This window comes from Sphingomonas arantia, from assembly GCF_042682045.1.
GTDB classification, from domain to species: Bacteria; Pseudomonadota; Alphaproteobacteria; order Sphingomonadales; family Sphingomonadaceae; genus Sphingomonas_R; species Sphingomonas_R arantia.
In genome coordinates, this window is the sequence record NZ_JBHUGS010000001.1 from 55,946 (window position 1) to 78,069 (window position 22,124).

20 protein-coding genes are annotated in these 22,124 nt (G+C 67.6%); 10 read left to right on the forward strand and 10 right to left on the reverse strand.

Annotated elements, in window-relative coordinates; translation table 11 throughout:
* Positions 1-29: 29 nt before the first annotated feature.
* Positions 30-518: a hypothetical protein gene (locus ACFSGX_RS00285; RefSeq protein ID WP_380926586.1), complete on the forward strand. Its 489-nt coding sequence runs from the start codon at positions 30-32 to the stop codon at positions 516-518.
* 70 nt (positions 519-588) lie between these two features.
* On the opposite strand, the gene ACFSGX_RS00290 is transcribed toward ACFSGX_RS00285, so the two are convergent.
* From ACFSGX_RS00290 to ACFSGX_RS00300, 3 genes are all read right to left on the reverse strand, one after another.
* Entirely contained in the window at positions 589-1,587 is a 999-nt protein-coding gene (locus ACFSGX_RS00290) for a sensor domain-containing diguanylate cyclase (RefSeq protein WP_380926588.1), read from the reverse strand.
* Positions 1,580-1,819 (reverse strand): hypothetical protein, encoded by a 240-nt coding sequence (locus ACFSGX_RS00295; RefSeq protein WP_380926590.1) that lies wholly within the window; start codon positions 1,817-1,819, stop codon positions 1,580-1,582. The genes ACFSGX_RS00290 and ACFSGX_RS00295 overlap by 8 nt, the downstream gene beginning before the upstream one ends.
* A 101-nt stretch (positions 1,820-1,920) precedes the next feature.
* Complete coding sequence (locus ACFSGX_RS00300; protein ID WP_380926592.1) at positions 1,921-3,222, reverse strand: hemolysin family protein; 1,302 nt, start codon at positions 3,220-3,222, stop codon at positions 1,921-1,923.
* A 170-nt stretch (positions 3,223-3,392) separates the two neighbouring features.
* On the opposite strand from ACFSGX_RS00300, the gene ACFSGX_RS00305 reads away from it, so the two are divergent.
* On the forward strand, positions 3,393-4,121 hold the full coding sequence (locus ACFSGX_RS00305; protein WP_380926594.1) for a YiaD family glycine zipper/OmpA-like lipoprotein: 729 nt from the start codon (positions 3,393-3,395) through the stop codon (positions 4,119-4,121).
* A gap of 106 nt (positions 4,122-4,227) precedes the next feature.
* Here the strand turns inward: ACFSGX_RS00305 and ACFSGX_RS00310 are convergent, their stop codons facing one another.
* On the reverse strand, positions 4,228-4,794 hold the full coding sequence (locus ACFSGX_RS00310) for an HNH endonuclease (RefSeq protein ID WP_380928175.1): 567 nt from the start codon (positions 4,792-4,794) through the stop codon (positions 4,228-4,230).
* A 515-nt stretch (positions 4,795-5,309) separates the two neighbouring features.
* On the opposite strand from ACFSGX_RS00310, the gene gluQRS reads away from it, so the two are divergent.
* From gluQRS to egtD, 5 genes are all read left to right on the forward strand, one after another.
* Positions 5,310-6,194, forward strand: a complete 885-nt coding sequence (gene gluQRS / locus ACFSGX_RS00315) for a tRNA glutamyl-Q(34) synthetase GluQRS (RefSeq protein ID WP_380926596.1) — start codon at positions 5,310-5,312, stop codon at positions 6,192-6,194.
* Positions 6,194-6,421 (forward strand): HIG1 domain-containing protein, encoded by a 228-nt coding sequence (locus ACFSGX_RS00320; RefSeq protein ID WP_380926598.1) that lies wholly within the window; start codon positions 6,194-6,196, stop codon positions 6,419-6,421. The genes gluQRS and ACFSGX_RS00320 overlap by 1 nt, the downstream gene beginning before the upstream one ends.
* A gap of 4 nt (positions 6,422-6,425) precedes the next feature.
* Positions 6,426-6,992, forward strand: a complete 567-nt coding sequence (locus ACFSGX_RS00325) for a cob(I)yrinic acid a,c-diamide adenosyltransferase (RefSeq protein ID WP_380926600.1) — start codon at positions 6,426-6,428, stop codon at positions 6,990-6,992.
* Positions 6,993-7,228: 236 nt separating this feature from the next.
* Positions 7,229-8,494, forward strand: a complete 1,266-nt coding sequence (gene egtB, locus ACFSGX_RS00330) for an ergothioneine biosynthesis protein EgtB (RefSeq protein WP_380926602.1) — start codon at positions 7,229-7,231, stop codon at positions 8,492-8,494.
* Positions 8,494-9,483, forward strand: coding sequence for an L-histidine N(alpha)-methyltransferase (gene egtD / locus ACFSGX_RS00335; protein ID WP_380926604.1), 990 nt, complete (start codon positions 8,494-8,496; stop codon positions 9,481-9,483). The genes egtB and egtD overlap by 1 nt, the downstream gene beginning before the upstream one ends.
* Positions 9,484-9,567: 84 nt before the next feature.
* Here the strand turns inward: egtD and ACFSGX_RS00340 are convergent, their stop codons facing one another.
* The 5 genes from ACFSGX_RS00340 to crtY all read right to left on the reverse strand — a co-directional run bounded on the left by ACFSGX_RS00340 (position 9,568) and on the right by crtY (position 17,653).
* A complete protein-coding gene (locus ACFSGX_RS00340) occupies positions 9,568-12,789 on the reverse strand; it encodes a glycosyltransferase family 2 protein (protein ID WP_380926606.1) in 3,222 nt (1,073 codons plus the stop codon).
* 472 nt (positions 12,790-13,261) lie between these two features.
* A complete protein-coding gene (locus tag ACFSGX_RS00345; RefSeq protein WP_380926608.1) occupies positions 13,262-14,200 on the reverse strand; it encodes a phytoene/squalene synthase family protein in 939 nt (312 codons plus the stop codon).
* Positions 14,197-14,778 carry an LOG family protein gene (locus ACFSGX_RS00350; protein WP_380926610.1) on the reverse strand — a complete coding sequence of 194 codons (582 nt, stop codon included), beginning with the start codon at positions 14,776-14,778 and terminating at the stop codon, positions 14,197-14,199. Before ACFSGX_RS00350 ends, ACFSGX_RS00345 begins: the two co-directional genes overlap by 4 nt.
* Positions 14,779-14,927: 149 nt before the next feature.
* Entirely contained in the window at positions 14,928-16,451 is a 1,524-nt protein-coding gene (locus ACFSGX_RS00355) for a phytoene desaturase (RefSeq protein WP_380926612.1), read from the reverse strand.
* Between the two features lie 38 nt (positions 16,452-16,489).
* Entirely contained in the window at positions 16,490-17,653 is a 1,164-nt protein-coding gene (gene crtY, locus ACFSGX_RS00360; protein WP_380926614.1) for a lycopene beta-cyclase CrtY, read from the reverse strand.
* A 361-nt stretch (positions 17,654-18,014) separates the two neighbouring features.
* Here crtY and ACFSGX_RS00365 point away from each other — a divergent pair, with 361 nt between their 5' ends.
* The 3 genes from ACFSGX_RS00365 (at position 18,015) to ACFSGX_RS00375 (ending at position 21,429) form a co-directional block, all read left to right on the forward strand.
* Positions 18,015-18,929, forward strand: coding sequence for a sulfite exporter TauE/SafE family protein (locus tag ACFSGX_RS00365; RefSeq protein WP_380926616.1), 915 nt, complete (start codon positions 18,015-18,017; stop codon positions 18,927-18,929).
* Between the two features lie 26 nt (positions 18,930-18,955).
* Complete coding sequence (locus ACFSGX_RS00370) at positions 18,956-19,687, forward strand: TIGR02186 family protein (protein ID WP_380926618.1); 732 nt, start codon at positions 18,956-18,958, stop codon at positions 19,685-19,687.
* Between the two features lie 83 nt (positions 19,688-19,770).
* The gene (locus ACFSGX_RS00375) at positions 19,771-21,429 is read left to right on the forward strand and encodes an ATP-binding protein (RefSeq protein WP_380926620.1); all 1,659 of its coding nucleotides are present in this window, start codon (positions 19,771-19,773) and stop codon (positions 21,427-21,429) included.
* Between the two features lie 49 nt (positions 21,430-21,478).
* Here the strand turns inward: ACFSGX_RS00375 and ACFSGX_RS00380 are convergent, their stop codons facing one another.
* A complete protein-coding gene (locus ACFSGX_RS00380) occupies positions 21,479-21,961 on the reverse strand; it encodes an MmcB family DNA repair protein (protein ID WP_380926622.1) in 483 nt (160 codons plus the stop codon).
* Positions 21,962-22,124: the final 163 nt, after the last annotated feature.

The following is a 22,124-nucleotide window of genomic DNA, read 5'->3' on the forward strand; positions in this document are numbered from 1 at the left end:
ATGACCGACCGATCCGAACAGGGCCCTCCATGCTGACCACCTCCCCCGACATGAACACCATCGGCCTCGTCATCGGGGCCGCCATCGTGCTGGTCCTGATCCTGACGCTGCTGCTCCGCGGCCGCCGCACGCCGACCGACCGCGTGACGGGGCGGGAGGGCGACGGCGTCGCCGACGGGGCCGCCGCCGCGATCGAGGATACGATCGGCCAACTGCTCGGCGTCGACGCTCACCCGGACGTCCCGCCCCCCGTCGTCCTGCCCGAACCGGTCGGCGATCCGGACGTCCTGACCACGCTCAAGGGCCTGGGGCCAAAGGCCGCCACCCGCCTCGGCGAACTCGGCATCACCCGCTTCGACCAGCTCGCCGCGCTCGACGCGACGCAACAGGCCGCGATCGACAACCAGATGGGCCCCTTCAAGGGCCGCCTCCACAAGGATCGCTGGATCGAACAGGCGCGCTACCTGGCCGAAGGCGACCGCACCGGGTTCGAAACGCAATTTGGCAAACTGGGGTAACGCCGGTCCCCGGACCTGATCGACAGGGCCTCATCGCCGCTGCCGGGCCGGCATCGGGATCACGCCTCACTCAACCCTGTTTAAGGGCTGCCGCTGTAATCCGCGTGCAGTTGCGACCGGCGGATTTCGCGGCGTAAAGCAGCGCGTCCGCGTCCTCCAGCCAGGCCGGGAAGGCGTCGAACGACGCCGTCAGGGGTGCGACGCCGAAGCTGGCGGTCACCTGCACCGTGCTGCCGTCGGCGAACGACATCGGACGCGCGGCGATCGCCTGGCGCAACCGTTCGGCCACCTCATATGCTTCCGCGCCGTCCGTTTCGGGCAGGATCATCGCGAACTCCTCGCCCCCCAGCCGTCCGAAGGCGTCGATCGGCCGCAACGTCGCTTCGGCAAGCCGGGCAATCTGGTGCAGCACCTGATCGCCTGCGGCATGGCCGTGGCGGTCGTTGACCAGCTTGAAATGATCGACGTCCAGCATCACCAGGCTGCTCTGCCGGCCGTACCGCCGGTACCGCGCGATTTCGCGCTCCGCGTGTTCGATGAAGCCACGCCGCGTCAATGCGCCGGTCAGATGATCGACCTGCGCGATCATTCGCAGTTCCAGCTCATCGCAGACGATATTGGCAAAATTGCCGAGAATCGCGATGTCCGCGGGGCTGAACTTCCGGCTGCGCGTATCGATCGCGCATAACGCCCCGACATTATATCCGTCCGGCGTGCGCAACGGGACACCGGCGTAACTGCGAATATGGGGTGGACCGACCACCATCGGACTGTCGGCAAACCGCGGGTCCAGCCGCGCATCCTCCACGACCATCGCCGATTGTTGCTTGATCGTGTGCGTGCAGAAGGAGCCCGATCGCGGCGTCTCCTGCTGGTCCAGCCCACGTTGCGCCTTGAACCATTGCCGTTCGCGATCGACCAGTGTCACCGTGGCGATCGGCACGGCCAGCACGGTTCGAACCAGCGTCACGATCTTCTCGAACGGTTCCTCGATGCCGGTATCCAGCACGTCGAGCCGGTGGAGCGCGGCCACGCGCCCCTCGTCGTCGCGCAGACAGCGATCACTCATGATCCGCCCCCTGCACCAGCTTGCCGATCACGACCGTCAGTTCGTCGGCATAGCTGTCCACCAATGTTCGAACGCTGCTTTCCACCACATCTTCGTGCAATCCCGCCGCGCGCAGGCTTTCGATCAGCGCCAGCAGGTGCGCCTGATGACGGTTCACGCTCGCCAGCAGCTCTGTCGGTATGTCCAGCGGCGGCGCGGCGGTCGGGGTCGGATGGAGTTGATCGATTCGCACGGGTCTTCCTCAACGGCACTGCGCCGCTCAGAATAAGATCGGAAAAAGGTTAACATTCGTGAAGCAAGCGGACCGCGCGTGGCGGCTGTCGGGCGGCCGCCCTACCCCCGCTTGCCCACCCGCGTGGCCAGCACCTTGTCGATCTTCCGGCCATCGATGTCGACCACCTCGAACTTCCAGTCGCGGTCGCGGTACACCTCGCCGACCTTCGGCAAGTGGCGCAGCACCGACAGCGCGTGGCCCGCGACGGTCGCATAGTCGCGATCCTCGGGCAGCGTGAAGTCCAGCCGGTCCGCCATCGCATCCGCCGCGCAGGACCCGGACAGCAGGAAGCTGCCGTCCTCGCGCTCGTGGATCGGCGGGTCGCTGTCGTCGTCGCGGTCCGATGCGAACGCCCCGGCGATCGCGGCGAGCAGGTCGGCCGGCGTCACCAGCCCTTCGAAATGGCCATATTCGTCATGGACGAGCGCCACCGGCACCTCCGCCTCGCGCAGCACGCCCAGCACGTCCATCGCGTCCATCCGGTCGGTCACCACCGGCGCGTCGCGGGTCAGCGCGCGCAGGTCGATCGCCTCGCCCGCGATCAGCGCGGCGACCAGGTCGCGCGCCTGCACGATGCCGATGATCTCGTCGACCGACCCGTTCGCCACCGGGATGCGGCTGTGCGGCATCTCGGCCAGCCGCATCGCCAGCGTCTCCGGCTCCGCGTTCAGGTCGATCCACTCCACCTCGGTCCGCGGCGTCATCACCTCGCGCACCGGGCGGTCGGCCAGCCGCACGACGCCGCTGATGATCGCCCGCTCGCTCTCCTCGATCACACCGGCGTTGGACGCCTCGGCCACAATCATGTGAAGCTCTTCGGCAGTAACGTGATTCTCCGATTCGCGGTCCAGCCGCAGCAGGCGGAAGATCAGCATGCTCGTCCCGTCGAGCAGCCAGACGAACGGCGCGGTCACCCACGCCATTCCGCGCATCACCGGTGCCATCACCACCGCGATGGCCTCCGGCGCCCTGAGCGCGAACTGCTTGGGCACCAGTTCGCCCACGATCAGCGACGCATAGGTGGTGAGCGCGATGACGACCCCGAACCCCCAGCTGGCGGGCAACCCGATCGCGGCCAGCCGTTCCCCGACGGGTCCGCCCAGGCTCGATCCCGAATAGGCGCCCGACACGATCCCGATCAGCGTGATGCCGATCTGCACCGTCGACAGGAACCGCCCCGGATCGTTCGCCAGCTTTAGCGCGGCGCGCGCGCCATGCTTGCCGGCGCGGGCCATCGCCTCCAGCCGCTGCTTGCGCGCGGACACGATCGCCAGCTCGGACATCGCGAACACGCCGTTCAGCGCGACAAGCGCCAGGATGATCGCAAGGTCGATCCAGGGAAAGGGGGAAGCGTCGGTCATGGGCGCAGTGCGTCTTTGAACGAAAGCGGCGGGCGCCACAATGGTGGATCACCGATGGTCGTCCGTGCGGTTCCTACGACCAAACGATCAGGTGCCGTTCAGCACGGATGCGGAACAAGCTCGCCAAAGCCGGGTTTCCCGGTGCAATCTCCGACTAGGATCCCCGAACGATGCGCAACCTGAAGATCACCGCCGCCGCCATGCTGGCGCTCACCGCCACCACCGCCTGCGTCACCGACCCCAATACGGGCGAGCAGCGCGTGTCGCGCGCCGCGATCGGTGCGGGCCTTGGCGGTCTCGGCGGGCTGCTCGCCGGCGACGTGCTCGGCGGCCGGCGCGACCGGACGGAAAAGATCGTGGGTGCCGGCATCGGCGCGATCGCGGGCGGTGCGATCGGCGGCTATATGGACCGGCAGGAACAGGCGCTCCGCCGCCAGACCGCGGGCACCGGTGTGGAGGTGACGCGCGACGGCGACGACCTGCTGCTCAACATCCCGTCGGGCATCACGTTCGACACCAACAGCTATGCGATCCAACCGCAGTTCCGCACCACGCTCGACCAGGTCGCGCAGACGCTGACCCAGTATAACCAGACCATGGTCGACGTGTACGGCCACACCGATTCGACCGGTGGCGACCAGATCAACATTCCGCTGTCCGAGAACCGCGCGCGCTCGGTCGCCGACTATCTCACCACCCGCGGCGTCCAGTCCGCCCGCCTCGCCACCCGCGGTTTCGGCAGCAGCCAGCCCGTCGCCTCGAACGACACCCTCGACGGCCGCGCCCAGAACCGCCGCGTCGAAATCAAGATCGTCCCCGTCAGCGACGACCGCGCCCTGGACGACCGCCCCTACCCAGACGACCGCAACGCCCGCCCCCGCCGCGACCGCGGCTACTGAGGGGGATAATCTTTTGAAGCCCCCTCCTTTTCAAGGGAGGGGGGTTGGGGGTGGGTGCGACAGCACCACCAATACGACGTAGCCGGCTAAACCGTCAGCAAGCCCCTCAAGCCTCAAGCTCGATGTCCCAATACAACCAGTCCAGCCAACTCTGATGCAGGTAGTGCGGCGGAAAACTCCGTCCATGTTCCTGCAGCTGCCACGTCGTCGGCCGGATCGGCTGAACATACAGCGACATCTTCGCCTGTTGCGGCGTCCGCCCGCCCTTGCGCAGGTTGCACGGCGCGCACGCGGTCGCGACATTCTCCCACGTCGTCCGCCCGCCCTGCGACCGCGGAATGACGTGGTCGAACGTCAGGTCGCTCTGCACCCCGCAATATTGGCACGCGAACCGGTCGCGCAGGAACAGGTTGAACCGCGTGAACGCCGGATGCTGCGACGGCTTCACATATTGTCGCAGCGCGATCACCGACGGCAGCTTCATGACATGCGTCGGGCTGTGCACCTCGCGCGCGTAATGATCGACGATGTCGACGCGCTCTAGGAACACCGCCTTGATCGCGGTCTGCCACGGCCACAGGCTCAGCGGATAATAGCTCAGCGGCGTATAATCGGCGTTCAGCACCAGCGCCGGACAGCTGTCGGGATGCCGCAACAGGTCGGGGTGCTTCAACAGATCGGGATGGTACATCGTGCGACGACTGCCTTCCACCAGTGGGTGGAGACATCGGTCATACCGGTTCACCGGTCCCGTCGCACGCGGGGCGCAAGCGGCCGGCAGGCCCTACGTCTCCGTCATCGCGACCCTGACGAAAGGCCGTGACAAGCGCATGACACCACCACGATGATTCCAGGTCAACCCCCTTGTGCGCGGGCAGGACAAAGCGACTTGGACTTGAGGGTTGCAGACGAGAGACGGACGGACCCGTCGGCTGCGGACGGCCGGAGCAGGGCGGTTCCGACCAAGCCGGAACGAGGAAGCGCCCCCCCCCCCCGCCCCCTCGCCCCAAACCGTCATCCCGGCGAAAGCCGGGATCTCCCTTCGGTTGAGAACTTACCCCCAGCACAAGGGAGATCCCGGCCTCCGCCGGGATGACGGATATTGAGGGGAGCCGCGCGCCACTCCCAAACCCCGGCAGGCCGAAGAGCACCCCTCCCCCACACCCCCGCCGCGCGCTACACTAAACCATGCCCCCGACCACACGCTTCGCCCCTAGCCCGACCGGCAAGCTCCACCTCGGCCACGCCGCCTCCGCGATCCGCGCGCACGACTTCGCCCGCAGCCAAAGCGGCCGCTTTCTCCTCCGCATCGAGGATATCGACCCCGGCCGCAGCCGCCCGGAGCATGTCGCGACGATCCTCGCCGACCTCGCCTGGCTCGGTCTGAGTTGGGACGGCCCGGTCCTTCACCAGTCCACCCGCCTCCCCGTCTATGCCGCCGCCCTGGACCAACTCCGCGCCGCAAAGCTCCTCTACCCCTGCACCTGCACCCGCGCGGAAATTGCCGCCGAGATCGCCGCCAGCGCCAGTGCCCCGCACGGCCCGGCAGCGATCTACCCCGGCACCTGTCGCCGCCGCGCGCCCGATCCCACCCGCGTCGCCGCGTGGCGGCTCGACATGGCCGCCGCCACCGCACGGGCCGGCCCGCTCGACTGGCACGACGCCACCGCCGGCCCGGTCCGCGCCACCCCCGAACAGCACGGCGACGTCGTGCTTGCCCGGCGCGACGCCCCCGCCTCCTACCACCTCGCCGTCACGCTCGACGATGCGCAGCAGGGCGTCACCGACATCGTCCGCGGCGTCGACCTGTTCGAGGCGACCCACGTCCACCGCCTGCTCCAGGCGCTGCTCCGCCTCCCCGTCCCGCGCTACCACCACCACCCGCTGATGCTCGGCCCCGACGGCCGCCGGCTGGCGAAACGCGACGGCGCCCCCGCGATCGCCGACCTGCGCAGCGCGGGACAGGACGGGCCTGCGCTCGCCGCCGAACTGCACGCCGCCATCGCACTATCCGCGCCCGCTGCGACACTATGTCCATTGGCACCGCGCCCCGCCGGGACTATCTCTCCCTGATGGAAACCTTCCTCATCATCCTGATCGTCCTCGCGGCGATCGGCGCATTGGTCTCGCTCATCCGCGGCATCGTCGCGTTTCTGAAGACCAGCCAGGCCGATCTGACCGGCACCGGCCCCAACGTCTCCGGCCTGCGCCAGAACAAGATGATGTGGCGCCGCGTCCAGTTCCAGGCGCTCGCCGTCGTACTCGTCGTGCTGTTCCTGATGCTCAGCCGCCCGGCCTGATCTCATGGTGAACCTGACGAAGATCTACACGCGCACCGGCGACGGCGGCGAGACCGGGCTGGTCGACGGCTCGCGCATTCCCAAGTCCGACGCCCGGCTGGAGGCGATGGGCGACGTGGACGAGGCGAACAGCGCGATCGGCGTCGCGCTGACCCACGACATGCCGGAGCCCGCGCGCGCCATGCTCGGCCGCATCCAGAACGAGCTGTTCGATCTCGGCGCCGACCTCGCCACGCCGGGGCAGGACTTCACCCCCTCCGACATGACGCTGCGCATCATCCCCGATCAGGTCGCCCGGCTGGAACAGGAGATCGACGCGATGAACGAGGCGCTCGCCCCGCTGCGCAGCTTCATCCTGCCCGGTGGCAGGCCCGCCGCCGCCGCGATCCACCTCGCCCGCGCCATCGCCCGCCGCGCCGAACGCGCCTGCGTCGTCGCGGACGGCACCGTCGGCCTCAACCCGGTCGCACTCGCCTATGTGAACCGCCTGTCCGACCACCTCTTCGTCCTTGCCCGCCACGTCCAGTCCGCCGCCGGCGACATCCTCTGGCAACCCGGCGCAACGCGGTAACGGCTGAGCATTAAGCGTTCCCCGGCGCAGGCCGGGGCCCAGACGCAACCGTTTCACCCAGGCCTCAGCCTCCGACGGGAACGATACAGACATCACGATCCGTATCCCCGCGAAGGCGCGGATCCAGCCGGAGCGCAAACCAAAAACCCGCCAGCACAAGTGTCAGCAACACCCAGAGCAACCAATCCCACCCTCACCGGTTCTCCCCATCTAGACGGACGACGGGACCGACAAATATGGCAACACACGCACTCCCCGCCCGCCCCGATCCGCTCCTCGCCGACCTCGCGCGCTGTCGCGACCTGACCGTCGCCCTCGTCGGCCCGCTCTCCGATGCCGACGCCACCGTGCAATCGATGCCCGACGCGTCTCCCGCCAAATGGCACCTCGCCCACACCACCTGGTTCCTCGAAACCTTCGTGCTGCGCGATCATGTCCCCGGCTACACCGCGTTCGACCCGTCCTTCGCCTATCTGTTCAACAGCTACTATGACGCGGAAGGCGCGCGCCACAGCCGCACCGCCCGCGGCCTCATCACCCGCCCGTCGCTCGACCGCATCATCGCTTGGCGCGCGCATGTCGACGCCGCGATCGCCAATGCCGCCCCGCGGCTCGGCCCCGACGCGCGCACCCTGATCGAACTTGGCATCCACCACGAGCAGCAGCATCAGGAACTGCTCCAGACCGACATCCTTCACCTCTTCGCGCAGAACCCGACCGCCCCCGCGATCTGGGACCATCCGCGCGATACCCCCGCCGCCGTCCCCGGCCCGATCGAATGGATCCCCGGCCGCACCGGCATCGTCCAGGTCGGTCACGGTGACAGCAGCTTCGCGTTCGATTGCGAAGGCCCGCGCCACGACGTGCTGCTCCACCCGCATGCGCTCGCCGACCGCACCGTCACCAACGCCGAATGGGCGCACTTCATCGCGGACGGGGGCTACGACCGCCCCGACCATTGGCTGTCCGACGGCTGGGCCTGGGTCAAGGCAGAGGCGATCGAAGCGCCGCTCTACTGGCAGCGGACCGGCGACGGCTGGTCCAGCTTCGCGCTCGATGGCCTCCACCCGATCCGCCCCGCGGCGCCCGTGACACACATCAGCCATTACGAGGCGGACGCCTACGCCCGCTGGGCCGGCGAACGCTTGCCGACCGAACCCGAATGGGAGTCCGCCGCCGCCGGCCACGACGCGGCGGGTGGCAACCAGCTCGACATCGCCGGCCCCGTCCGCCCACGCGCCGCACCCGCCGGCCCGGGATGCCGCGCGTTGTTCGGCGACGTGTGGGAATGGACCGGTTCGGCCTACCTGCCCTACCCCGGCTTTCGCACCGCCCCCGGCGCGGTGGGCGAATACAACGGCAAGTTCATGTCCGGCCAGTCGGTGTTGAAGGGCGGCAGCTGCGCCACCCCCCGCGGCCACGTCCGGGCGTCGTACCGCAACTTCTTCTATCCGCATCAACGCTGGCAGTTCACCGGGCTGCGCCTCGCAAGGGACCTGTGATGACCGATCTGGCCGAACCCATCGCCCCCGCCTTGCACGACCGCCGTGCCGCCGATCCGGCGTTCCGCGCCGACGTGCTCGCCGGCCTCGCCGCCCGCCCGCGCGCCATCCCCGCGCGCTGGTTCTACGACCGCGAGGGGTCGGAGCTGTTCGAGAAGATCACCGACCTCCCCGAATATTACCCGACCCGCGTCGAAACCGCTTTGCTCAGCCGCCACTCCGGCGACATTGCGAAGCTGGTTGGCCCCGGCCGCGCGGTCGTCGAATTCGGCTCCGGCTCCTCCACCAAGACGCCCCACCTGCTCGCCGCGGTCGAACCCGCCGCCTATGTCCCGATCGACATCTCCGGCGATTTCCTGCGCGAATCGTCCGCGGCGCTGGCGGCCGATTTCCCCAAGCTGCCGATCGTCCCGGTCGAGGCGGACTTCATGCACCCGATCGCCACGCCGGACCGGATCGCCGGTCTGCCGCGGCTCGGCTTCTTCCCCGGCTCGACGATCGGCAACATGGTCGCCCGCACCGCGGTCAACCTGCTCCGGGCGATGGTCGAGACGCTGGGCGAAGGGTCGATGCTGCTGATCGGTATGGACCGCGTCAAATCACCCGACGTCCTGGTCCCCGCCTATGACGATGCGCAGGGCGTCACCGCCGCGTTCAACCTCAACCTCCTCCACCGCATCAACCGCGATCTCGACGCCGACGTGCCGGTCGACGCCTTCCGCCACCGCGCGATCTGGAACGACGTCCACGCCCGCGTCGAAATGCACCTGGAGGCGACCCGCGACGTCGCGTTCACCATTGTCGGCGAACAATATATGATGGCCGCCGGCGAGACGATCCACACCGAGAACAGCCACAAATACGGCCCGCGCGACGCCCGCGTCCTGCTCCGCGCCGGCGCCTGGGAACCCATCGCCGAGTGGACCGACGAGAACGACCAGTTCGCCCTCATCCTGGCCGAGGCCCGCCCGCCCGGTGTCGCGCCCTAAACCTCGCGACGGCGGCTAGCCCTACCGCTCGAGGTCCGACGCCGATAATCGCGGACCCGGCCTTACCCGGGTCCGCACAACCGCTCAGGCCCGGGCCGGCTTCAACGTGCTCAGGCTGAAATCCTCACGGTCATAGGTCAGGTTAGGCGAATAGAACGGATCGCTCTGCAGCTTCTCACGCCAGCGCTCCTTCATGAACGCAACCTCGCGGGCCGCACGTGCGATCTTCTCCGGATTGTCCTCCGCCCCGCGCGAGATGCTTTCGTGATGGTAGAGTTCCGCAAACGGCGTCCACAGGTTGCGATACCCCGCCTCCCGCACGCGCAGGCAGAAATCGACGTCGTTAAACGCGACCGTCAGGATCTCCTCAAGACCGCCGACCTCCTCATACACCTCACGCCGCACGAACAGGCACGCCGCCGTCACCGCGGACAGGTTCTGGTGGACCTGCAACCGGTTGAAATAGCCGGGGCTGTCGTGTTGGAAATGCTTGTGGGAATGACCGGCCACGCCGCCCAGTCCGATGATCACGCCACCATGCTGCAACGTCAGATCGGGGTAATAGAGCTTCGCACCGACGCAGCCGATGTCCGGCTGGAGCGCCCACGCCGTCATTTCCTCAATCCAGTCGGGCGTGATCACCTCGACGTCGTTGTTGACCAACGCGATCACCGATCCGCGCGCGGCCCGCACGCCGAAATTGTTGATTTCGGAATAGTTGAACGGCTTGTCGAACGAGATGACCCGGATGCGCGCGTCATCCTTCCACGAGTCGAACAGGTCGAACGTTTCCTGCTCGGTCGAACCATTGTCGATGATGATGATCTCGTAGGGATCATAGGTCGATTTCTCGATGATCGAGTCTACGGCCAGCTTCAGGACGGACGCCTTGTCGCGCGTCGGGATCAGTAGCGAGACGAGCGGCTTAGGTTCCGGAAGGGCATGCCGGACGCGGTAATGATGGACCTTCGGTAGAACCTCGACCGTCGCATCCCGGCTGGTCCGGCGCAGATGGTCCTCGACAGCCGCGACACCGGCATCGAGCGTGTAGTTCTTCTGATCGCCGCCCAGCGCCGTCGACCCGGCGATCGCGCGCCAATGGTACAGGATCTTGGGGATGTGGACGATCTGGTCCGGCCGCGCTCCCTCGACCATGCGCAGGACAAGGTCATGATCCTGACTCCCCTCGAACCCGACGCGCCAGCCGCCCGCATCGCGGACGGCGGACGTCCGGTAGACGGACAAATGGTTGATGTAATTCTGCGCCAGCAGAAGCTCCGGCGAATATTCCGGCTTGAAATAAGGCTGCTCACGAAGGCCGGACGCGTTGATCTTGTCTTCGTCCGAATACAGGATCACCGCATCCGGTTTCTCCTCCAACGCCTGCGCGACCGACAGCAGCGCGTTCGGTGCAAGCAGATCGTCATGGTCCAGCATGGCTATCCAGCTGCCGTCCGCCAACGCCAGCGCGTCGTTGGTGGCATGACAGATGTGGCCGTTCTGCGGCCGCATGTGAACCTTGATGCGCGGATCGAGGGCAGCATACCGCTCCAGCACCCTGGCGACCTGCGGCTGCGTCGACGCATCGTCGGCGATGCACAATTGCCAGTTGGGATAGACCTGCTTGCGAACGCTCTCGATCATCTCGATCAACAGCGGTTCCGGCGTGTTGTACGTCGGCACCAGGACGCTGATCATTGGACGGGCCGTCAGCCCGGCAAGCTGATTCTGAAGCAAGGCACGGCCGGTCGAACCCTGCAGCTCGTTCCGCGTGATCCACGCAGCGTAGGTCGCTTCCATCCGTAGCGGTGAAAGCAGGCGGGTCAGCATCATGGCGCCCGGCGCATTCGGGGCGGCCTGCGCATCCTCGCTAAGCCGGCGCATCATCTCCGCCATCTTGTCGACGCCGGCGGCCTGCAACTCGCGCTCGGCATAGGCGTCCATCGACGACGGACGGGCTTCGATCATCCCGATGCACGCCGTCCCGCTCTCCCCGGACGGATCCCAGCGCATGCGGACCAGCTTCTGCGGCGCAGCGATCAGCGCCACCTGATAGCCCTGCGCATCGAGGCTCAGGCCGATCGAGTTCGCCTCGGAGAACCCATCGCCATAGTCTAGATAGAGATGGCTCAGCGTCGGTCCATCGAACATCGCCGATCGAAACCGCAACTGCATCAGGTCACCGGTGCGGGCCTCGGCATCGGGGTGGAGGATCATCCACGGGTCGATCCCGGTGAACTGCACATGGTGACCATCCGGGCCGAGCTCGATATCGCTGACCGCGTCGATCGTCAGGTTGGTCGTCACCATGGCCAGCCGCGTCGGCAGGTCCATCGTTTCCAGCGGCAGGACGCCGGCGGCAACACGCAGGCTGCGCACCACCTCCGCCACCGGCCATTCCGGCGGAATCTCGCGCAGCCGGGCCGCGACGTCGGGGCGCGACAGGATCGCCGCGATCAGGAACGGCGCGGTTGCCCCGCCCCGCATGTCGATGTCGAACCGTTCCTGCGCCCACGTCGCCACGAAGGGCTCCGGCGCGACCGGGTTTCGGATCAGGCCGTCCAGCGCGAGCGATACGGTCCGATCCGCGAATTCGGCGGACCCGACGGCTTCCATCACCGTGTCGAGCAGCGGCATGTGCGGCCGCGGCGCCATCACCGCGTCGGTTTCCGGCGCACGTTGCAGGAACAGGCTGTAACAGGCGCGGATATCCTCGCTCGTGGTCGAACCGGCCATCGGGCGGAGCGGCGCATCGCCGATTGCGCGAACCGCTGCCGTCATCAGCCGCTCGGCGGGCACCGGTCCGATATGCGCCTCCAGCCGGCGGCGGGCATCCCCCTCCGACAGGCTGATCGCAAGCAACTGCACCATGTCCTGCGCGTCCGCGACCCGGGCCGCCGCAGCCCCGCCGATCGCAAAGTAACCCGGAACCCAGGCGCGCAGGTCGTCCGGCACGGCACGGCCAAGGGCCGCTCCGCTGTTGTCGGGGGTCAGACGCGGCACCAGCGCCCGGAATTCTTCCGACGACAAGAACGCATCCAGCGCATCGCCCGCGTCCTGCCCGACCTTGGCTGCCACCACCGCCTCGGTCTCCGCCTCGCGAAACAGCAGGATGCGGTACAGGTTGCGCACATCCTCGTCATCGACCGACCGGCCGGCGTTCAGCGGCCCGCCGCCGACGACGGCTTCGCTTGCCGTATGCGCGTCGTCATGCGCCGATGCGAACGTTGCGGAGGCGGCCTCACGTGCGGCCTGGGTCGCCCGCGGGTTCAGCCAGCTTTTGATGCCTTCAGCAACTCGACGCATAGAATCTGAACCCATTCATCATTGGTTGCAGCAAGTTGACGAGCCGCCCCGGCAAAGATGGGACGTCCAGTCACGATAGCGTCTCGTACGGCGGCGAGACCATACACGGCCACTCCGCTAAATCGCCGATGCTGAACGTTCCATATCCGCCCCATGCCGTAGCGCAACATTTTCACGTCCCGCCCCTTGAAATCACATGTGCGACGTAAAGCGATCCGGTTTCAAATTGGGACAATCCCACGCCGGTCCGATCCGTGGGCCACAAGCAAAACGCCCGTATTACGCGGCATACCTGTTGCCGCGCTCATAAGCGCCCCGAATGTTACGGTCCTGTTGCGGTGCCGTAATCGTAGGAAAGTCTTAACCTGTGTGCATCGAAGTTGCACCTCGCAACCCGCGACTCGCCAGTGTGATGATGACCCTTGCAAACTGCAGAGCCTCCCGTGCCTACCGACTCGCCCGCCCCACCAGCCTACCGACCCGGCCGCACCCACAGTCCGGCGCGCGACCGGGCGTCCGCATAGCGTCCCCGTCGCACCGCCTGCACGCCCGCCTTCGCGACCCAGCCCAGCTTGTCCGCCTTCGTCGTAAATACGCGGCTGTCCCACGCCCGCTCACCGCGCCGGGCGACCTCGCGCGCGATATCGCCGTAGATCCCCGCCGCAGACAGCACCGCCCAGGCGGAGCGCAGCGTCAACGCCGGCGTCCCCGCCCGCGCGCTCGCCTCATACGCCTCCGCCATCGTCGCCAACCGCCGCCCCAGCACGGCGATCCGCGGTCGGTACACCGGTCGCATCGTCTCGCCGGGCGGCACGTCCATCTCCGCCAACCAGTCGGCGGGCAGGTAGCATCGCCCGGCCGCATCGTCCTCGCCCACATCCCGCGCGATATTGGCCAGCTGGAACGCCAGCCCCAGGTCGCACGCGCGGTCCAGCGTCGTATCGTCCGCCGGGTCGACGCCCATCACCACCGCCATCATGCACCCGACGACACCCGCGACATGATAACAATAACGCAGCAGATCGTCCGTCGTTCGCGGGCTGAACCCGTCCGCATCCAGCGCGAACCCCGCGATAAGGTCGTCCACCCACGCCTGCGGCAACCCGACCTCCGCCGCGACCACGCCCAGTGCGTCGAACGCCGGATCACCCGTCGCCTCGCCCGCCATCGCGCGCGCCGACAGGTCGCGGATCACCGCCAACCGCCCATGCGGATCGTCCACCACGCTGATCGCCGAGCCGAGATCCTGCCCGTCGGCCAGGTCGTCGCACCGCCGGCACCACGCGTATAGCAGCCACGCCCGCTCGCGCGTCGCCGGCGCGAACAGCTTGGACGCCACAGCGAACGACTTCGACCCCTTGGCGATGCTCTCCCGCGCCTGCTCGACCAGCGCGGCGCGGTCGCGGATCACAGCTCGCGCGCGCCCATCGCCACGATCGTCCGCGGCGGGACATACGCCGCCATCCGGTCGATCAACCGATCCAGCTCGGTATCGACCACCAGTATCTCGCGATGCTCCGCGCGCAGGAACCCGACCTCCGCCATCTTGGTCACGAACCCGACGAGCAGGTCGTAATAGCCCGCGACGTTCAACAGCCCGACCGGCTTGGCGTGGTAGCCGAGCTGCGCCCAGCTCATCGCCTCCCACAACTCGTCCATCGTCCCCGTCCCGCCCGGGATCGTCACGAACCCGTCCGACAGGTCGGTGAACAGTTGCTTGCGCTCATGCATCGTCCGCACGGTATGCAGTTCGGTACAACCCAGATGCGCGACCTCGGCGGCAACCAGTGCATCCGGAATCACCCCGATCACCTCACCCCCAGCCGCCAGCGCGCCGTCCGCCACCGCACCCATCAGCCCGAGCCGTCCGCCGCCATACACCACCCCGATCCCACGCTCCGCCAACCGCCGACCGATGCCACGCGCACTGTCGATATAGACCGGATCCGCGGGGGTCGCCGACCCGCAGTAGATGGCAAGACGCTTCACGCAGAACCTCTTCACATAGCAAAGCCCCCTCCCTTTCAAGGGAGGGGGTTGGGGGTGGGTGCTACAGCACCACACTCGAGACGTCACCGATTGAACGCAGGTACCACCCACCCCCAGCCCCTCCCTTGAAAGGGAGGGGGGCTAGAAAGTCAGACCCGTAACCCTTCCAGCATCAGCGCAGCGGTCGCCTTCGCACTCCCGACCACGCCCGGAATCCCCGCACCCGGATGCGTCCCAGCCCCCACGAAGTATAGGTTCGGAATCACGTCGTCCCGGTTATGCGTCCGGAACCACGCCGACTGCGTCAGCACCGGCTCCAGCGAGAACGCGCTCCCCAGATGCGCGCTCAGATCGCGCCCGAAATCCTTCGGCGTATAGTGGAACTGCGTCATGATCCGCCCGCGCAGATCTGGGATCAGCCGCTTCTCGATCTCGTCGAGGATGCGCTCGGCATATTTCGGCCCTTCCACGTCCCAGTCGATCGGCAGCTTGCCCTGATGCGGCACCGGCGCCAGCGCGTAGAAGGTCGAGCAGCCCTCCGGCGCCAGCGACGGATCGCTCACGGTCGGATGATGCAGGTACAGCGAGAAATCCTCCGCCAGCACGCCGTGGTCGTAGATGTCGGTCAGCAGCTCGCGGTACCGCGGGCCGAACAGGATCATGTGGTGCGGAATGCCCGGCCACGTCCCCTTGATGCCGAAATGCACGACGAACAGCGACGGGGAATAGCTCTTGCGCTCCAGCTTCGCCGCCGCCCGCTTGCCGCGCGGCGTGTCCTTCAACAGGTCGCGATAGGTGTGAACGATGTCGCCGTTGGACGCGACCGCATCCGCCGCGATCGTCTCCCCGCCCGCCAGCCGCACGCCCGTCACCCGGTCGCCCAGCGTCTCGATCGCCTCGACCGGGCTGCTCAGCCGCAACGTGCCGCCCAGCCGCTCGAACTGCGTGCACAGCGCCGCGATCAGCTGGTTCGTGCCGCCGCGCGCGAACCAGACGCCGCCGTCCTTCTCCAGCTTGTGGATCAGCGCGTAGATCGCGCTCGTCGTCATCGGGTTCCCACCGACCAGCAGCGTGTGAAACGACAGCGCCTCGCGCAGCTTCTCGTTCTTCACGAAACTCGACACGACCGAATAGACCGACCGCCACGCCTGGTATTTCGCCAGCGCAGGCGCCGCCTTCAGCATCGACGCAAAGTCGAGGAACGCGACATGGCCGAGCTTCAGATACCCCTCGCGGTACACGCCCGCCGCATAATCCAGGAACTTGGCATAGCCCGCGATGTCGTCGGGGTTGAGCTTGCCGATCTCCTCCATCAACGACGCATCGTCGTTGGAATAGTCGAAGTTGGTCCCGTCCGGCCAGTTCAGGCGGTAGAACGGCGTTACCGGCAACAGCTCGATATCGTCGGCCATCTGCCGCCCGCTCAGGCCCCACAATTCCTGCAGGCACGCCGGATCTGTGATGACGGTCGGCCCGGCATCGAACGTGAACCCGTCGCGCTCCCAGACGTACGCCCGCCCGCCGGCCTTGTCGCGCGCCTCGACCAGGGTCGTCTGCACGCCGGCCGATTGCAGCCGGATCGCGAGCGCCAGCCCGCCGAAGCCCGCGCCGATCACCACCGCGCTCTGTGGTTGGCCCCCGGCCCGCGCCGGGACCGCATCAGTCGCAAGCATGCTGGCACCGATCGCCGTATTCGCTGCTATAGTCGCCATTACCGTCGCGTCTCCCCGAGCGCCGCGATCGCGCGGCCCACCGGAACCGGCGGCTTGCCCGCCAGAATCCGGAACTTGTCCATGCCGGTCGATTGGGCGGCATAGAAACGCCGCACCAACCCACCATCCAACGTGTAGAAGCGTTCCAGCACACGGTAGCGTTCCGTCGGCGCCGCCGCCCGGAACAGCATCCGGTCCAGCATCCGATAGAAGCCCCGCGCATCCCAGGCCGCGCGCGCATGCGCCTTCAACCGGGTGTGCAGCGCCGCGCCCGACAGATCGGTCTCGCCTGCGATCATCACCGCGGTCCGGATCGCATCCGGCAACGAGTATCCCGTCGTCGGATGATACATCGCCGCCCGCGCGCCGACCTTCGCCACGCCGCCGCTGCCCGATTGCCAGTACGCGTCGAAATCGCCGCCCATCACCACTGGCAACACGCCCGACTCGCGCCGCGCGATGCTGGTGACCTTCCAGCCGCGCGCCTCGGCATAGCGCGCGATCCGCGCGGCGATGCTGTCGACATGCAGATGCGCGAACTCGCTATAATAGGTGTCCTCAACGAACACGCGATCCGCCGCGAACGGCAGGCAATAGACGAAGCGATAGCCGTCATGCTGCTCGACGGTCGCATCCATCACGATCGGCCGCTCCAGCCCGTGCGGCGCATCGAGCACCAGCTCGTGCCCGACGAACTTCTGCCATCCGCAATCGAGATGCCGCAGCGTCGCCCCGCCACGCGCGTCGATCACGCCGCCCGCGTCGATCCGTGTGCCGTCGTCGAGCACCGCCGCCTTGGGCGATGCCGCCAGCACGCGCCGCCCGGTCAGGATGCACTCAGCCGGCATCGCCACGCGAACCTCCGCGTCCAGCCGCTCCGATTCGACCGAGTAATAAGGCGTGCCCAGCATCCGCGCATGCGCCGGGAACTGCACGTCATACCCGCGCCAGCCATAGGAGATCAGCGGCGTCACCAGCCAACGATCCGCCTCGTCCACGTCGCTGTCGAAAAACGACCAGACATGGTTGCCGCCGATCCGGTCGGTCTCCTCGATCAGCAGCACGGTCAGCTCCGGCCGCCGCTTCGCAAGCGCCAGCGCGACCAGCCCGCCCGCCAGCCCGGCGCCCAGCACCGCAACGTCGCATTTCAGACTGTCTGCCATTGATGTCGTCCTACCCCACCCTGATGCGACGAGATAGTAGGACCTTCTGTCCTACGCATGCGGCTCTTCCCAGCCCTCCCCCCGTTGGGTGGAGGGAGCAAGCCCAGCGCAGACGACAACTGCGAGCGAATACCATCGCCCCCTCCCCCCTCGGGGGGAGGGTCGGGGAGAGGGGGAGTGGCTTGGATTGACCCACCACCGACGTTCCACCCAGAACCCCCCCTCTCCCCAGCCCCCTCCCCCCATGGGAGAGGGAGCTCACTCAGCACCCACACCAACCATCGACATGTTCCACGTGGATCACCCCCAACCCACAACCCGCTTCCACCCCTCCGCCGGACCCGCTAGTCCAACCCACACGATGGATATCTATCTTCCGATCGCCGGCCTCTCCGTGAACGCCTTCGTCATCGTCGCGCTTGGCGGCCTGGTCGGCATCCTGTCCGGTATGTTCGGCGTCGGCGGCGGGTTCCTCACCACGCCGCTGCTGATCTTCTACGGCATCCCGCCCGCGGTCGCGGTGGCGTCCTCCGCCACGCAGATCACCGGGGCCAGCGTGTCCGGCGTTTTCGCGCACATGCAGCGCAAGGGCGTCGATTTCCACATGGGCGGTGTGCTCGTCGCGGGGGGTGCTGCGGGCTCGGTCGCGGGCGGCTTCATCTTCCGGGCGCTGCAACGCTCCGGCCAGATCGATACCGTCGTGGCCTTGCTCTATGTCTTCCTGCTCGGCGGCATCGGCCTGCTGATGGCGAAGGAAGCGGTCACCAGCGTCTATGCCGTCCGCCGCGGCCGGCCCGCGCCCGGCGGCCCGCGCCGCCATCACCCGCTCGTCGCCAGCCTGCCCGGCCGCTGGCGCTTCTACCGCTCGGGGCTCTACATCTCGCCCGTCGCCCCGCTACTGCTCGGATTCTTCACCGGGCTGCTCACCGTCCTGCTCGGCGTCGGCGGCGGCTTCGTGCTGGTGCCCGCCATGATCTACCTGCTCGGCATGTCGACGAAGGTCGTCGTCGGCACCTCGCTGTTCCAGATTCTGTTCGTCACCGCGGCCACCACCATGGTCCACGCGCTTACCACCCACGCGGTCGATATCGTGCTCGCCGTCCTGCTGCTGATCGGCAGCGTGTCCGGCGCGCAGCTCGGCGCGCGTTTCGCCAACAAGGTGAAGCCCGAATATCTCCGGCTGTTCCTCGCGATCATCGTGCTGTTCGTGGCGTTCCGCGTCGGGCTCGGCCTCACCTGGCGGCCCGACGATATCTACACGGTGCAGGTGCTGTGAGGCGCGCCGCGCTCGCGCTCTCCCTGATGTCCCCGCTCCTCCTAGCGCAGTCCGTGCCCCGGCTGGTGCCCGACGTATCGCAACGCCGGATCGACATCGTCTACAGCTTCACCGGCGCCGAACTGCTGCTGTTCGGCGCGATCCTCTACCCCGGCGGCCGCGTGCCGACGCGCGACGCGGACATCGCGATCGTCATCAAGGGGCCTGCCGAACCGATCGTCCTGCGCGAAAAGCAGAAGGTCGCCGGCATGTGGATCAACGCGGACAGCGCGCGCTTCCGCTCGGTCCCGAGCTTCTACGCCGTCGCCGCCTCGCGCCCGCTGTCCCAACTCGTCGACGGTCGCACCGCCGCGATCTACGAATTCGGTGTCGACAATATCCAGCTGTCGCCGGCCAGCGGCAAGGTGCCCGCCGAACAGCGCCGGCTGGAACGCGGCCTCGTCGACCTGAAACGCCGCCAGGGCCTCTATGTCGAGGAAAAGACCCGCGTCCGGATCACCGAAGGCGTGCTCTACCGCGCCCGGATCCAGCTGCCCGCCCGCGTGCCGGTCGGCGTCTATACGGCCGAGACGTTCCTGCTGGTCGACGGTCGCGTCGTCGCCGGTGCCACGCGGGAGATCGCGATCGAGAAGACCGGCTTCGAACGCTACGTCGCCGCCGCCGCCGCCGATCGCGGCTTCCTCTACGGGCTGTTCGCGGTCGTCGTTTCGCTGGTGCTGGGCTGGGCCGGCGCGGTCCTGTTCCGCCGGCTGCGCTGATCCGGGCGACCATCGTCCTTGTCCAAATCTTAACGCGCGGCGGCCTATTCCTCGGCGAGTTTCGTTAAGGAAGGCGCGCGCTGATGGACATGTCGATGGGCGGGGATGCGTTCCGGACCGCCGCGGTCGCAGACGACGCGGCCGCACTGCCCGAAATCGGCCGCCTGCTCGATGTCGCCGGCTCCGCCACGCGGGTCGTGCTCGACGCCGCGCTGATCGACCGGCTCGCGCAGGATCCCGATCCGGCGATCGCCGCGGCGGGCCAGGTCGGCAGCCTCGTCAAGATGATCGTCGCGAACCGCTGGTTGATCGCCAACGTCCGCTCGATGCGACTGTCCGGCACCGACGGCGACCGCATCCTGGCCGACATCGATTTCCTGGGCGAGGCGGACTATGACGCCGCGGCCGACACGCTCCGCAGCTTCCGGCGCGGCATCACGCGCTACCCGGTCCCCGGCGCGCGCGTCTTCCCGCTGTCCGCCGCCGACATGCGGCAGGTGTTCGCCACCGAGGATCGCCCGCATATCGAAATCGGCATGATCTACCCCACCACCGACATTCGCGGCGCGCTGTTCATCGACGCGTTCCTGGGCAAGCACTTCGCGATCCTCGGCTCCACCGGCACCGGCAAGTCGACCGCCACCGCGCTCATCCTCCACCGAATCTGCGAACATGCGCCGGAGGGCCACATCGTCATGATCGATCCGCACGGCGAATATAGCGCCGCGTTCCAGAAGACGGGCGAGATCTTCGACGTCGGCAACCTGGCGATGCCCTACTGGCTGATGAATTTCGAGGAACATGCCGAAACCTTCGTCACCACGACCGGTGCGGAGGGCCATGTCGATCGCGACATCCTCGCCAAATGCCTGCTTGCCGCGCGGATGAAGAACCGCCTGGCGGAGGGGATCGCCAAGCTGACGGTCGACGCCCCGATCCCCTATCTGCTGTCCGATCTGTCGAACATGATCCAGGCCGAGATGGGCCGCATGGACAAGGCCACCGACAGCGCACCCTACCTCCGGCTGAAGGCCAAGATCGACGAGATCAAGGCCGACTCGCGCTATGCCTTCATGTTCTCCGGCATGCTGGTCGGCGACACGATGGGCGCATTCCTGGCCAAGCTGTTCCGCCTGCCCGGCCACGGCCGCCCGATCTCGATCATCGACATGTCGGGCGTGCCCTCCGAAATCACCGGCGTCGTGGTGTCGATGCTCAGCCGGATGGTGTTCGACTATGCCATCTGGGCGCGCGGCGAGGCACAGCGTCCCGTCCTGCTGGTGTGCGAGGAAGCGCATCGCTACATCCCCGCGGATCGCACCGGCGGCGGCCAGGCGGTGCGCAAGGTGCTCGAACGGATCGCCAAGGAAGGCCGCAAATACGGCGTTTCGCTCGGCCTCGTCACGCAACGCCCGTCCGATCTGGCCGAAGGCGTGCTCTCGCAATGCGGCACGATCATCGCGATGCGACTCAACAACGATCGCGACCAGGCGTTCGTGAAGGCCGCGATGCCGGAGGGCGCACGCGGCTTCCTCGACTCGATCCCCGCGCTCCGCAACCGCGAGGCCGTCATCTGCGGCGAAGGTGTCGCGATCCCGATCCGCGTCCAGCTCGACGACCTCGAACCCGACAAGCGCCCCGCCTCCAGCGACCCCGCCTTCTCCGTCCTCTGGCGCCAGTCCGGCGGCGAAGACGCGATCATCTCCCGCGTCGTCCGCCGCTGGCGCAACCAGGGGCGGTGATTCTTCTTACTTGGCCCCTCTCCTTCAGGGGAGGGGCTAATAAGAAGGGCTAGTCCAGCCCCACCAACCCGGGATCCAGCCCCCCCAGCAACCGCCGCGCCGCCCGCCGGGCGAAGCGCAACGTCTCCACCTTCCGCCGCGCCGCCGCCATCGGCCGCACCGCCGCCGCACGCATCACCTCCGCATCGTAACGGTCCGCCACGATCAGCCCGCACACCTCGGGCAGGAAAGCCTCCTCCCCGAACGGCGCCAGGTCGAACCCCGCCGGCACCGCCCAGTAATAGCGATCGCAATAATCGAGATATTCCGGCCACTTCGCGTCCCCGCGCAGGTCCGCGCGCGACACCTTGATCTCCACGATCACGACCTGACCCTTGGCATCGATCGCCATCAGGTCCGCCCGCCGCCCATTGCCCAGCGGTACCTCGCACAACGCCATCGCATCCTGCCGAAACAACAACCGCGCCACCCCTCGCGCAACATCGCGCGCCACCATGGGACTGTCGTCAAAGCAGGAAGGTGCAGTCGCCATCCCAGCAGTCTAGAACAAGCCAAGAACACACAAAAGCCCAAAAGCCCCTCTCCTTCAGGGGAGGGGTTGGGGTGGGGGCAACAGCACCACACCCGCAACCTCACCGGCTTGAAGCGCTCAGCCCCACCCCAACCCCACCCCTGAAGGAGAGGGGCTAAGAGAT